The sequence below is a fragment of the Pseudomonas sp. S2_B07 genome (assembly GCF_054668435.1).
In genome coordinates, this window is record NZ_CP162769.1 from 4,647,269 (window position 1) to 4,660,711 (window position 13,443).

General features: G+C 59.6%; 11 protein-coding genes. All 11 read right to left on the reverse strand.

Annotated elements, in window-relative coordinates:
- Positions 1–91: 91 nt before the first annotated feature.
- Positions 92–1,756 carry a glucose-6-phosphate isomerase gene (gene pgi / locus AB4N43_RS21385; RefSeq protein ID WP_027924158.1) on the reverse strand — a complete coding sequence of 555 codons (1,665 nt, stop codon included), beginning with the start codon at positions 1,754–1,756 and terminating at the stop codon, positions 92–94.
- Positions 1,757–1,985: 229 nt separating this feature from the next.
- Positions 1,986–2,366, reverse strand: a complete 381-nt coding sequence (panD, locus tag AB4N43_RS21390) for an aspartate 1-decarboxylase (protein ID WP_003228271.1) — start codon at positions 2,364–2,366, stop codon at positions 1,986–1,988.
- Positions 2,367–2,561: 195 nt separating this feature from the next.
- Positions 2,562–3,422: a pantoate--beta-alanine ligase gene (gene panC, locus AB4N43_RS21395; RefSeq protein ID WP_027924157.1), complete on the reverse strand. Its 861-nt coding sequence runs from the start codon at positions 3,420–3,422 to the stop codon at positions 2,562–2,564.
- Positions 3,419–4,219 carry a 3-methyl-2-oxobutanoate hydroxymethyltransferase gene (gene panB, locus AB4N43_RS21400; protein ID WP_027924156.1) on the reverse strand — a complete coding sequence of 267 codons (801 nt, stop codon included), beginning with the start codon at positions 4,217–4,219 and terminating at the stop codon, positions 3,419–3,421. The genes panC and panB overlap by 4 nt, the downstream gene beginning before the upstream one ends.
- A gap of 365 nt (positions 4,220–4,584) precedes the next feature.
- Positions 4,585–5,070, reverse strand: a complete 486-nt coding sequence (folK, locus tag AB4N43_RS21405) for a 2-amino-4-hydroxy-6-hydroxymethyldihydropteridine diphosphokinase (protein ID WP_027924155.1) — start codon at positions 5,068–5,070, stop codon at positions 4,585–4,587.
- Positions 5,071–5,073: 3 nt separating this feature from the next.
- A complete protein-coding gene (locus tag AB4N43_RS21410; protein ID WP_027924154.1) occupies positions 5,074–6,474 on the reverse strand; it encodes a polynucleotide adenylyltransferase PcnB in 1,401 nt (466 codons plus the stop codon).
- Between the two features lie 739 nt (positions 6,475–7,213).
- The gene (locus AB4N43_RS21415; RefSeq protein ID WP_027924153.1) at positions 7,214–8,650 is read right to left on the reverse strand and encodes a sigma-54-dependent transcriptional regulator; all 1,437 of its coding nucleotides are present in this window, start codon (positions 8,648–8,650) and stop codon (positions 7,214–7,216) included.
- A gap of 22 nt (positions 8,651–8,672) precedes the next feature.
- Entirely contained in the window at positions 8,673–11,627 is a 2,955-nt protein-coding gene (locus AB4N43_RS21420) for a sensor histidine kinase (RefSeq protein WP_027924152.1), read from the reverse strand.
- The gene (locus AB4N43_RS21425) at positions 11,611–11,787 is read right to left on the reverse strand and encodes a hypothetical protein (RefSeq protein ID WP_003176118.1); all 177 of its coding nucleotides are present in this window, start codon (positions 11,785–11,787) and stop codon (positions 11,611–11,613) included. Before AB4N43_RS21425 ends, AB4N43_RS21420 begins: the two co-directional genes overlap by 17 nt.
- A 77-nt stretch (positions 11,788–11,864) precedes the next feature.
- Positions 11,865–12,761: a tRNA glutamyl-Q(34) synthetase GluQRS gene (gene gluQRS, locus AB4N43_RS21430; RefSeq protein WP_027924151.1), complete on the reverse strand. Its 897-nt coding sequence runs from the start codon at positions 12,759–12,761 to the stop codon at positions 11,865–11,867.
- Between the two features lie 197 nt (positions 12,762–12,958).
- Positions 12,959–13,399 carry an RNA polymerase-binding protein DksA gene (dksA, locus tag AB4N43_RS21435; RefSeq protein ID WP_027924150.1) on the reverse strand — a complete coding sequence of 147 codons (441 nt, stop codon included), beginning with the start codon at positions 13,397–13,399 and terminating at the stop codon, positions 12,959–12,961.
- Positions 13,400–13,443 lie beyond the last annotated feature (44 nt).

Consider the following 13,443-nt stretch of genomic DNA (forward strand, 5'->3'; position numbering starts at 1 on the left):
GACAAACCGTTATCGCAAGCAGGCTCACTCCTGCAGGGGGATGGTGTTGCCCACAGGGTTTATGTTTCAACCCTGTGGGCAAGGCGTCAGATCAACCGCGGTGACGGCCGCGGAAATAGTTGATCAGGCCTTGGGTCGAGGCATCGTCAGCAGGCGTTTCTTCGCTGCCGACCAGGCGGTTGTAGACGCCTTTACCCAGTTCTTTACCCAGCTCCACACCCCACTGATCGAAGGCGTTGATGCCCCAGATCACGCTTTGCACGAAGACTTTGTGTTCGTACATCGCCACCAGTGCGCCGAGGCGACGCGGACTGATTCGTTCAACCACCAGGGTGTTGCTCGGACGGTTGCCCGGGATCACTTTGTGCGACGCCAGTTTCTTCACGTCTTCTTCGCTCATGCCTTTGTCACGCAGTTCGGCTTCCGCTTCGGCAAGGGTCTTGCCGAGCATCAGCGCCTGACTCTGCGACAGGCAGTTGGCGTACAGCCACTGGTGGTGGTCGGACACCGGGTTGAAGCTGACGATCGGCACAATGAAGTCGGCCGGAATCAGTTGGGTGCCTTGGTGCAGCAACTGATGATAGGCGTGTTGACCGTTGCAACCGACGCCGCCCCAGATCACCGGACCGGTGTCGGTGGACACCGGGGTGCCGTCCTGACGCACGCTCTTGCCGTTGGATTCCATGTCCAGCTGTTGCAAGTGCTTGGTGATGTTACGCAGATAGTGGTCGTACGGCAGGATCGCGTGGCTTTGCGCGCCCCAGAAGTTGCCGTACCACACGCCGAGCAGGGCCAGCAGCACTGGCATGTTCTGTTCGAATGGCGCGGTCTGGAAATGCTGGTCCATGGTGTAGGCACCGGACAGCAGTTCCTTGAAGTTCGACATGCCGATGGCCAGGGCAATCGGCAAACCGATGGCCGACCACAGCGAGTAACGGCCGCCGACCCAGTCCCACATCGGGAAAATGTTTTCTTCGCGAATGCCAAACGCCACGGCGGCCGCATTGTTGCTCGATACGGCGATGAAGTGACGATACAGCTCGGCTTCCGAACCGCCCTGAGCCAGATACCAGGCGCGTGCGGCCTGGGCATTCTTCAGGGTTTCGAGGGTGTTGAAAGACTTCGATGACACGATGAACAGCGTGGTTTCGGCGCGCAGCTTCTGGGTCAGTTCGTGGAACTCACTGCCGTCGATGTTCGCCAGGTAGTGGCACCGCACGCCTTTCTGGGCGTAGGACAGCAGCGCCTCGGACACCAGCTCAGGGCCGAGGAACGAACCACCGATGCCGATGTTCACCACGTCGGTGATCGGCTTCTCGGTGTAACCGCGCCACAAACCGTCGTGGATGCGGCCCACGAGGTCGGTGATCTGGTTCAGCACTTTGTGCACTTCCGGCATCACGTTGACACCGTTGACCGACAGCTTGTCGCCCACCGGGCGGCGCAGTGCGGTGTGCAGGGCCGGACGACCTTCGGAGGCGTTGACGATTTCGCCTTCGAACAGCGACTTGATCGCGCCCTTGAGGTCGACTTCATTGGCCAGGCCCACCAGCAGGTTGCGGGTCTCGGCGTTGATCAGGTTTTTCGAGTAATCGAGAAACAGCCCGCAGCTGCTCAGGGTGAATTGGGTAAAGCGCTGCGGGTCGGCATTAAAGGCTTCGCGCATGCTGAAATCCTGCATGGCTTGGCGGTGATCATTCAACGCCTGCCAGGCGGGCAGAGCGGTCACGTCGTGAGGAGTGCGGTAGTACGCCATCGCTGCGGGTTTCCTTTTTACTTGAACGGCTTTTTGAACACTAAAAATCCCGGAGCGCTGCGGGTCGGCGTCCGGTCAACTGCGTCGACACGATTTCATGGCGCAGGGCGAATACAGTAAACCCCGCGCCTTGATCTGTCTTGACTTTGTCTGACCTGTTTCCGGTACTTTTTTAACATCAAAGTTTGAAGCGGCCGACAAACGGAAAAAAGACAAGGCTACGGCTCGATCAGGCGACCTGGACCGGAATGGCATTGCTGGTGTGGCTCAGTTCATTGCCTGGTGCCATGTAGAGCATGCGCGGCTTGAAGTTGAGCAGCTCGGCTTCGCTGTAATGAGCGTAAGCGCAGATGATTACGCGGTCACCGACCTTGGCCTTGTGAGCTGCGGCGCCGTTGACCGAGATCATGCGCGAGCCTTCTTCGCCACGGATGGCGTAGGTGGTGAAGCGTTCGCCGTTGTCGACGTTATAGATCTGGATTTGCTCGTATTCGCGGATGCCGGACAAGTCCAGCCATTCGCCGTCGATGGCGCAGGAACCTTCGTAATCAAGTACAGCGTGGGTAACTTCGGCGCGATGCAGCTTGGCCTTGAGCATGATGGCGTGCATGAGTGTTTCCCCAGGTCGGAATCGAACGGCGGGCAGTTTGCCCGAAGGCTTTGGAGGCAGCAATACAGTGTGTTTAACCACTGCTAACCCCTGTGGGAGCGAGCTTGCTCGCGATAGCGGATCAACATTCAACATTGATGTTGGCTGATCCACCGCTATCGCGAGCAAGCTCGCTCCCACAGGGTTTGCTGGTGTTTAGGCGAGCGCGTCGAGGTTCAGGTGCAGGTTGTCGATCAACCGCGTGGTGCCCAGGAACGCCGCCACCAGAATCACCAAGTCACGATCTTCCGGCGTCGCCGGGCGCAAGGTCAGCGCATGGCGAATCTCCAGGTAGTCGGTACGCAATCCCGCGGCTTCGAGCTGCTTGATTTGCGCGTCGATCAGCGCCGGGAAATCCCGGTCACCCTGTTTGATCGCGTCGGCAATTGAACTCAGGGTGCGGTAGACCACCGGTGCCACGGCACGCTGTTCTTCGCTGAGAAAGCCATTGCGAGACGACAGCGCCAGGCCATCGGCCGCGCGGACGGTCGGTTCGCCAATGATCTGGATCGGCATGTTCAAGTCATGCACCAGGGACTTGATCACAGCCAGTTGCTGATAATCTTTTTGGCCGAAAATCGCCAGGTCCGGCTGGACCATGTTGAACAGCTTGCTGACCACCGTCGCCACACCTTCGAAATGCCCCGGACGGCTGGCGCCGCACAGGCCTTCTGACAGCAGCGGAACGCTGACACGCGTCTGGCCGGCCATGCCGTCCGGGTACATTTCTTCAACGGTCGGCGCAAACAGCAGGTGACAACCGGCCTGGAGCAGTTTCTCCTGGTCGGCGGCGAGGGTGCGCGGGTACTTGTCGAGGTCTTCGCCGGCGCCGAATTGCAGCGGGTTGACGAAAATGCTCGCGACCACAAAATCCACCCGCTGGGAGGCTTTGGTAATCAGTGCAACATGACCGCTGTGCAGGTTGCCCATGGTCGGCACGAAGCCGATGCGCTTGCCTTCGCTGCGGGCACGGGCCACGGCGGCCCGCAGTTCGCGTACGGTTTTTACGGTGTTCATGCAGAAAATCCGTGTTCGATGCCTGGAAAAGTCGCCGCTTTGACTTCAGTTACGTAAGCACTCAGGGCTGCTTGAAGGGTGGGCTGGCCGGTCATGAAGTTCTTCACGAATTTTGGCACGCGACCGGTAATCGACAAGCCCAGCATGTCGTGCAGGACCAGCACCTGGCCGTCGGTGCTATTGCCAGCGCCGATACCAATGACCGGAATCTTCACGGCCTGGGTGATTTCTTCAGCCAGTTCGCTGGGCACGCACTCCAACAGCAGCATGGCGGCGCCGGCCTGCTCCAGCGAAATCGCATCGGCACGCATCTGTCGCGCCTGGTTTTCGTTACGGCCCTGGACTTTGTATCCGCCCAGGATGTTCACCGATTGCGGCGTCAGCCCCAGGTGCGCGCACACCGGGATGCCGCGCTCGGCCAGCAGGCGAATCGAGTCCGCCAGCCACAGTGCGCCTTCTACCTTGACCATGTGCGCACCGGCCTGCATCAACAGCGCGCTGTTGGTCATGGCTTGTTCGGTGGTGGCGTAGGCCATGAAGGGCAGGTCGGCGAGGATGAGCGCATCGGTGTTGCCGCGTTTGACGGCTGCGACGTGATAAGCCATCTCTGCAGTCGTCACGGGCAGGGTGCTGTCGTGGCCCTGCAAAACCATGCCGAGGGAGTCGCCCACCAGCAGCACTTCGACGCCAGCCTCATTACAGGCGTGGGCGAAGGTCGCGTCATAGCAGGTCAGCATGGTGATTTTTTCACCTTTTTGCTTCAGACCTTGCAGAGTGGTCAGGGTGATGGCTGGCATGAAAAGATCCTCATTCAGGCGCTGTGGAAACTACTGCGAGTAACGCGCGTGATTCTTCGTTAAATACAGGCGCACGGTCTGTTGTCGTGCTTTTACGGCCTGGATTGCGCCCTTCAACGCCGTGTTGGCGGCAGCGGGACGCCTATAGTCGTGAGGAGAACTCGGGAAGTCAATTGCATGTGTTACCGCATTGTTACGACAGGGGTGTTACCGGGGTAACTGATGCGATTCAGCAACGGATTTTGGCTTCAACACAAAAACCAATGTAGGCGTGAGCCTGCTCGCGATGGCGTCCTGACAGTCAACATCTTGGGTGAATGTCAGGACGCCATCGCGAGCAGGCTCACGCCTACAGGGGGATAGGGTCAATTTTTGGGGAGGCGTTCCAGGCCGACGAACGGGCAGGCTGCAAGTAATTCGCTGAGGTGGCGGCCATCGGCCAAGCGCAAATCCGCAGGCGCCAGTTCGGCCAGTGGATACAGGACGAAGGCCCGTTCCTGCATATGATAGTGAGGGACTTTGAGCCGAGGCTCATCGATCAGTCGATCGCCAAACAGCACGATGTCCAGATCCAGCGTACGAGGCCCCCAACGTTCCAGGCGCTCGCGACCCTGGCCATTCTCGATGGCTTGCAGCGCATCGAGCAGGTCCAGCGGCGCGAGTGTGCTGTCGAGGGCGGCGACCGCGTTGGTGTAGCGCGGTTGGCCGGGTAGCAGCGAGTCGCTTTGATAGAAAGCGGACACCCCGACCAGCTCGGTTTGCGGTAACCGCGCCAGCGCTTCGACGGCGCTGCGCAATTGTTCGGCGGGGTCAGCCAGATTGCTGCCCATGCCGATGTAGATGCGTTCCATGGATTACTCGCCCGAGACGCTCGGTGCGCCGGCGGCGCGTTTACGCTTGGCGCCACCGCTGCGGCGACGTTTGCGCGGTGCACCGGTGCCGTCTTCCTTGCCGCTGAGGTCGCGGATCATGTCGCGACGTTCGCTGTCGTTGGCGTCCTGATAATCCGTCCACCATTCGCCCAGGCCATCGGTCTGCTCACCGGCGCTTTCGCGCAGCAGCAGGAAGTCGTAACCGGCACGGAACCGCGGATTCTCCAGCAACAGATCGGCGCGCTTGCCGCTACGACGTGGCAGGCGCTCCTGCATGTCCCAGATTTCGCGGATCGGCATGGTGAAGCGTTTCGGGATGGCGATGCGTTGGCACTGTTCGGCAATCAGCTCGTGAGCGGCTTCCTGCATGGCCGGAATCGGCGGCATGCCACGTTCTTGCAGGCGCAAGACGCGAGCCGGCAGGGCAGGCCACAACAGGGCGGCAAACAGGAACGCCGGGGTCACCGGTTTGTTCTGCTTGATGCGCAGGTCCGTGTTGACCAGCGCATCGCTGATCAGGGTGTGGGTGTACGTCGGGTTGTATTCCAGCGCCTCGGCACTGGCGGGGAACAGCGGATCGAACAGCTGCAGGTCGACCAGCATCTCGAAGGTGTCCGCGGCGTGGCCGGAGAGGAACAGCTTGAGCACTTCTTCGAACAGGCGGGCCGACGGGATCTCGCGCAGCATCGGAGCCAGCTCGCGAATCGGCAAGGCGCTGTGTTTTTCGATACCGAAATTCAGCTTGGCGGCAAAACGCACGGCCCGCAGCATCCGTACCGGGTCTTCCTGGTAGCGCTGTTTCGGGTCGCCAATCAGGCGGATCAGATGATTGCGGATGTCGTGTACGCCGTTGGCGTAATCGAGAATGCGCTCGCTGACCGGATCGTAATACAGCGCGTTGATGGTGAAGTCGCGGCGTTGCGCGTCTTCTTCCAGGGTGCCGTAGACGTTATCGCGCAGGATGCGCCCGCTTTCATTACGGGAAGACTGGTTGCTGTCTTCTTCCTCGTCGTTTTGCGGGTGATTGGCGCGGAAGGTCGCCACTTCGATGATTTCGCGACCGAAGTGAATGTGCACCAGTTTGAATCGGCGACCGATGATCCGCGCATTGCGGAATTCGGCGCGCACCTGTTCAGGTGTGGCACTGGTGGCGACGTCGAAATCTTTCGGCGTGATGCCGAGCAGCATGTCACGCACGCAGCCGCCGACCAGGTAAGCCTGGTAACCGGCGTTCTGCAGGCGTTCGACGATATTCACCGCGTAACGGCTGAATTGGGCCTTTTGCAGCGAGTGTTGGCCGCTGTTGAGCACTTCAGGCGTACTGCGAATGTGTTGCGTATGACGCTTGGGAGAACGGAATGACTGGAACAGCTTCTTCAGCATGGGATGCACTGTTTGAAGGAATGTTCGGCCATAACAGAAGAATGACCGCATGATGGGCGGGGATTCTAGCATTTAGTCGAGGGATGGTGTAGGACACAGCAGATATGAGCTGTAAGCCGCAGGCTTCCAGCGAAAAACAAAGCAGATTGGGGCAGGTTTTTCGAATCGTAGAAACTACAAGGGGAGCCGAAGCTCCCCAAGAAGTAGTTGCATGCTCTATTTTTATTATTGGTTTCGGGCTTTTTGTTTTTGTTAAGTGCCCTCGTCATGAAGCTTTTCCTTCATGACCCTCCCAATCGGGAGCCAAGAGCAAACGGATTGCTTTGGTCGCTGTGCTGCAGTGATCTTGCGATCCAACCAGTTCAGGCACTGTCTTAGGACAGTTTTTTATTATTCTCGGCCTGGTCGTGGGGCAAGCCCCAAATACAACGCCTCTCCAAAAGAATCAGTTAGCTGCGCCTCTCGCCGTCTTGTTTTTATTGTGCGTGAGTCGATTCGTCTTATTTTTATTATGTTATGCATTGCTTGTTATTGTTCTTGTACCAAACATATAGCAGGGTGCGTGCCAACTTTTGCGAACCCCAGTAAAACAAGGGGTTAGGTCGGTCCGTGGGGTTTTTGGAGGCCAAAAAAAGCCGGGGCTTCGTTACCGTAAGCCCCGGCTTCTGTTACGTGAAAAATCTGGGGTAACAGTTTTTTCACGAAGTCACGTGTTACCCACACCTCGGACAGGTGACATTCAGCTTTCGCTGGCGACCCCGGTCTTGCGCCGCGGGATGCCCAGGCGCTGACGACGCTCCCACAGGCATTTGCGGCTGACCCCGAGTTTGCGCGCCAGCTCGGTTTCGGTCATGTGGTCCTGATGCTCGAGGACGAAATGCTGGAAATAGTCTTCCAGCGACAAGTCTTCGGTCGGCTCATGGCTGGTGTTACTGCCATTGTTGCCCTGTTGCGGTGCCAGGCCGATGAACTCGTCCTCTTCCAGGCCACTCAATTCGATGTCGATACCCAACAGCTCGGCAGAAATTTCCGGGCTCTCGCACAGGATCACCGCGCGCTCGACAGCGTTTTCCAGCTCGCGAACGTTACCGGGCCAAGAATAATGACGAATCGCCTGTTCGGCATCCGGGGCGAATTTCAGATCGGTGCGGTTGACCCGCGCGCTCTGTCGCGCCAGGAAGGCATTGGCGATTTCGTTGACGTCCGCACCACGCTCGCGCAAGGCAGGCAGTTTCAGGGCGATGACGTGAAGGCGGTAATACAAGTCTTCACGGAACTGGCCGATTTTCGCCAGGCTCTTGAGGTCCCGGTGCGTCGCGGCGATCAAACGTACATCGACCTTTTGCGATTGAACCGAACCCACACGGCGAATTTCGCCTTCCTGCAACACGCGCAGCAAACGGGCCTGGGCTTCCAGAGGCAGTTCGCCGATCTCGTCGAGGAACAGCGTGCCACCGTCCGCTGCTTCCACCAGACCGGCTCGCCCGGCGCTGGCGCCGGTGAACGCACCTTTTTCGTGACCGAACAGCTCGGACTCGATCAGGCTTTCCGGAATGGCCGCGCAGTTCACCGAAATCATCGGCGCCTTGGCGCGCTTGGACAGGTTGTGCAGGGCACGCGCCACCAGTTCTTTACCGGTGCCGGATTCGCCCTGGATCAACACGTTGGAATCGGTCGGCGCGACTTTACGGATTTTGCTGTAAAGGTCCTGCATCGGCGGGCACGAACCAATGATGCCGATTTCGCCGTTGCTGTTGTCGACGCCCGCTTTCGCCGCGCCGTTGGTGGCTTTGCCAGCAGGCATTTCGCCACCGGCCGGCAACGATTGCCGATCACGCAGGATGCGGGCGACAGCCTGGAGCATTTCATCGTGATCGAAAGGCTTGGCGATGTAGTCCACCGCGCCCATCTTCATCGAGTCGACCGCCGAACGCAGGCTGGCGTAGCTGGTCATGATCAGCACCGGCGTGCCCTGGCCGAGTTTGATCAACTCGGTGCCCGGAGCGCCCGGCAGACGCAGGTCACTGACGATCAGGTCGAACGTGGGAATAGTGAAGCGTTCTTGTGCTTCCTGCACTGAACCGGCTTCGCTGACCTGGTACTGGTTACGTTCCAGCAGGCGGCGCAAGGCGGAGCGGATAATTGTTTCGTCTTCGACGATCAAAATGTGCGGCATTGATTCGATACTCTCGACGGTCTCAGTTCACAGCGGACGTCGCTTCGACATGACGCGGCAAGGTCACCCGGATACGGGTGCCGCGTTGGCTTTGTACATCAGCCGGGCTGTCGATGGTGATTTGTCCATAATGCTCTTCAACGATGGAATAGACCAGTGCAAGGCCCAGACCGGTGCCTTCGCCAGGATCCTTGGTGGTGAAGAAAGGTTCGAACAATCGGTCCATGATGTTCTTCGGAATACCGCTGCCTTCGTCTTCCACGATCAGGTCGACCGTGTGTTCGCCGGCTTCGCTTTTCACGCGCACTGCGCTGCCTGGAGGCGAGGCGTCGCGGGCGTTTGAGAGCAGGTTGATCAGTACTTGGGCGAGTCGCTGCGGATCGCCTTCGACCCAGTGATCGGGGTCGCACAGATTATAGAACTGCACTTCGAAATTGCGTCGGTTCAGGGCAAGCAAACCGATGGCATCCTGCGCCACTTCGGCCAGACAGACGGGCTCATCGCTGTGCTGGTGGCTGCCGGCGTGGGCGAAGCTCATCAGCGACTGGACGATGCGCGACACGCGTTTGGTCTGCTCGAGAATCTGCCCGCTGATTTCCTTCAACTCGCCATCGTCTTCGCGTTCTTCGCGCAGGTTCTGCGCCAGGCAGGCGATGCCGGTGATCGGGTTGCCGATTTCATGGGCCACACCCGCCGCGAGTCGTCCGATGCTGGCCAGACGCTCGGAGTGCACCAGTTTGTCTTCGAGCATCTGGGTTTCGGTCAGGTCTTCAACCAGCAACACCAAGCCGCTGTTACCCGGTGCGAGCGGTTCATCGATTGCGGCTTTGTGCAGGTTCAACCAGCGTGTCTGGCCGTCGAGGGCCAGGTGCTGTTTGTGCAAATGCTCGTCCGGCAGATTGATGAAGCCTTGCAGCAGTTCTTTCCATGGATCGGCAATGGTGCTCAGGCGCGAACCCACCACACGTTGCGCGGCAATTCCGGTCAGCTCCTCCATGGCTTTGTTCCACATGAGGATTTCCTGATCCTTGGCCAGTGAGCAGACGCCCATCGGCAGCTCCTGCAAGGTCTGGCGGTGGTAGCGGCGCAGGGCATCGAGTTCGGCGGCCAGGCCGGTCAGGCGCGAGTGGTAATCCTCAAGGCGACTTTCGATGAAGTGAATGTCTTCAGTGACATAGTTCTCGCCGCCGGCCTTGTAGGGCAGGAAGGTTTCGACCATGTCCTGCGCCACGCTCGGGCCCATCAGGCCGGACAGGTTGGCTTCGATGCGGTCACGCAGGCGGCGCAAGGCGTAAGGCCGGCGCTCGTCGAACGGCAGGTAGAGATCACGCAGCGCCTGTTCGACTTCTTTCTGCGCCGCTTTGGCGCCCAAGGGTTTTGCCAGCTGCGTGGCGAATTCCTGCGGGGACGCGGCGTGCAATTCTCGGCGCTGCGGGCGACGCACGTTATCCACGGCGCAGGCTTCGGCGGCGCTGGCTTCTTCCGGGCTGGCGTTGGTAAACAGCGAGATCAGGGTGAACATCAGTACGTTGGCGGCCAGCGAGGCAATCGCCGCCATGTGCCAACTGGTGTCGTCCAGCACGTAGATCATGTTCAGCAGCGGGATGTAGAAACCCTGAAGATTGCCTACCAGCGGCAACAGCATGGTCACCAGCCACACCAGAATCCCGGCGAGCAAACCGGCAATGAAGCCGCGGCGGTTGGCGGTCGGCCAGTACAGCACCGACAGGACACCCGGCAGAAACTGCAGCGTGGCGACAAACGCGACGATGCCGAGGTTGGCCAGATCCTGTTCTGCACCCAGCAGCAGGTAGAAGCCGTAGCCGGCCATGATGATCGCGACGATCAGGGCGCGGCGGGTCCACTTCAGCCAGCGGTAGATGTTGCCTTCGGCCGGTGGCTGATAGAGCGGCAACACCAGGTGGTTCAGGGCCATCCCGGACAGCGCCAGGGTGGTGACGATGATCAGGCCGCTTGCTGCCGACAGGCCGCCGACGTACGCCAAAAGTGCCAAGGCCTTGCTGTTGGCGGCGATGCCGATGCCGAGCGTGAAGTATTCGGGATTGGTGGTGGCGCCGAGTTTCAGTCCGGCCCAGAGAATCAGCGGCACTGCCAGGCTCATCAGCAGCAGGAACAGGGGCAGGCCCCAGCTTGCACTGACCAGCGAGCGCGGGTTGAGGTTTTCGGTGAAAGTCATGTGATACATGTGCGGCATCACAATCGCCGAAGCGAAGAACACCAGCAGCAGCGTGCGCCACGGCCCTTCTTGCAGCGGCGTGTGCAGAGCGGCGAGGGCGGTCTGGTTTTGCAGCAGCCACAGTTCCAGCTGCTGAGGGCCGTCGAACACGCCGTACAACGCATACAGGCCGACGCCGCCGATGGCGATCAGCTTGATCACCGACTCGAAGGCAATGGCGAACACCAGGCCTTCATGTTTCTCGCGGGTCGCGATGTGGCGCGAGCCAAAGAAGATGGTGAACAGGGTAATCAGTGCACAGAAGCTCAGGGCGACCCGATGCTGCACCGGTTCGCGGGTGAGGATGCCGATGGAGTCGGCGACCGCTTGAATCTGCAGGGCCAGCAGGGGCAATACACCGATCAGCATGAAAATCGTGGTCAGTGCGCCGGCCCATGTGCTGCGGAACCGGAACGCGAACAGGTCGGCCAGCGACGACAGTTGATAGGTCCGGGTAATTTTCAGGATCGGGTACAGCAGCACCGGCGCCAGCAAAAATGCGCCGGAGACCCCGAGGTAGCTGGACAAGAAGCCGTAGCCGTACTGATAGGCCAGGCCCACCGTGCCGTAAAACGCCCAGGCACTGGCGTAGACGCCCAATGACAGGGTGTAGGTCAACGGGTGGCGAATGATCGCCCGGGGAATCATGCCCCGTTCACTGACCCAGGCCACGCCGAACAGCACCGCCAGGTAGGCAGCGCTGATCAGGATCATCTGGGTCAGGCTAAAGCTCATCGGCATCTTTTTGGCTCTGCAGGATGAAGGTCACGACGATCAGAATCAGCCAGAGCAGATAAGGGCGATACCAGGCGCCAGTGGCGTCGATCCACCAATCCATGATGGCCGGGGAAAACAGATAAATCCCCACTACCAGGAGCAGGACCAAGCGATAGATGTACATCCCGGCCTCTCTTTTTTATGCGCGTGCCCGAAAACGTGCGGCGATGGTAACGGATGGGCGCGCCACTGCAAGTGCGATCACTGCAGTTGCGCCTCGGGCAGGTTCAGTGTGCGCGGGATAAGCGACGCATCCCAGTGCGCGATGCCCCAATTCAACACTTCCCGTGGGCTGGCGTAAGCCAGTTCGGTGCCGGGTTTTTGCCCGAGTGCGCGCAATGCCCGTAGCAACAAAGGCGTTGCCTGATCTTCGGTCAACGGTGGCGAGCGGTAGGACTTGCCAAGCTTGTTGCCATCGGGCTGGGTGATCAGCGGGATGTGCAGGTAGCGCGGTTGGCGCAGGCCGAGCAACTCTTGCAGATAGAGTTGTCTCGGTGTCGAGTCCAACAGGTCGGCACCACGCACGATGTCGGTGATGCCTTGCCAGGCATCGTCCAGCACCACGGCCAGTTGATAGGCGTAGAGCCCGTCGCGGCGGCGAATGACGAAATCGCCGACCTCTCGGCCCAAATGCTGGCGGTATTCGCCTTGCACGCGGTCGATGAAGTGGTATTCCAGCTCGGGTACGCGCAGGCGAATGGCCGCGTCTTCGGTGCCGTAGCCGGCGTTGCGGCACAGTCCCGGATAAATGCCGTGATACGGCTCCAGTTGTTTGCGCGAACAGGTGCAGGCGTAAGCGAGGCCGTGACTGAACAGGCGATTGAGCACTTCGGCATAAGCCTCGTGGCGGTCGCTCTGACGAACCATTTCACCGTCCCACTCGAAACCGTAGCTCTCCAGTGCCTTGAGAATCGCTGCCTGTGCGCCGGGTTCTTCCCGTGGCGGGTCGAGGTCTTCCATGCGCATCAGCCAGCGCCCCCCCACCGAGCGAGCGTCGAGGTACGAGGCCAGGGCAGCGACCAGCGAACCGAAATGCAAATGGCCACTGGGCGTGGGGGCGAAGCGCCCGATGTAGGGAGTGGAAGTCGTGGCGTTCATGGACGAATGTTACATCTCTGGTCGTGCGCGAGTCCCTGGGGGTGAGCCTGCTCGCGAAGGGGCCGTCAGCGCCAACATTATTGTTGGCTGGCACACCGCTTTCGCGAGCAGGCTCGCTCCTACAGGTTTCTCTCCATGGCAAATATCAGAAACAAAAACGGAGCGTTCGCACGCTCCGTTTTTCGTTCAAGTCGATATTACTTGCCGACTTGCTTTTCCTTGATTTCCGCCAGGGTCTTGCAGTCAACGCACATGTCGGCGGTAGGGCGGGCTTCCAGTCGTTTGACGCCGATCTCGACGCCGCAGGACTCGCACCAGCCATATTCTTCGTCTTCGATCAGCTGAAGCGTCTTGTCGATCTTCTTGATCAGCTTGCGCTCGCGGTCGCGGGCACGCAGTTCGAGGCTGAACTCTTCTTCCTGGCTGGCACGGTCTGCCGGGTCCGGGAAGTTGGCCGCTTCGTCTTTCATGTGATCAACCGTACGGTCGACTTCCTGCATCAAGTCCTGTTTCCACTTGTTCAGGATCTTGGTGAAGTGAGCGCGCATGGGCTTGCCCATGTACTCCTCGCCCTTGACTTCTTTGTAGGGTTCGAAGCCGCTGATCGTCGTGGTTTGCTGCTTTGCTTGGGTGGACATGAAATAGACCGCCTCTACTCTTGTAATCCATTGCGCAGGATTGC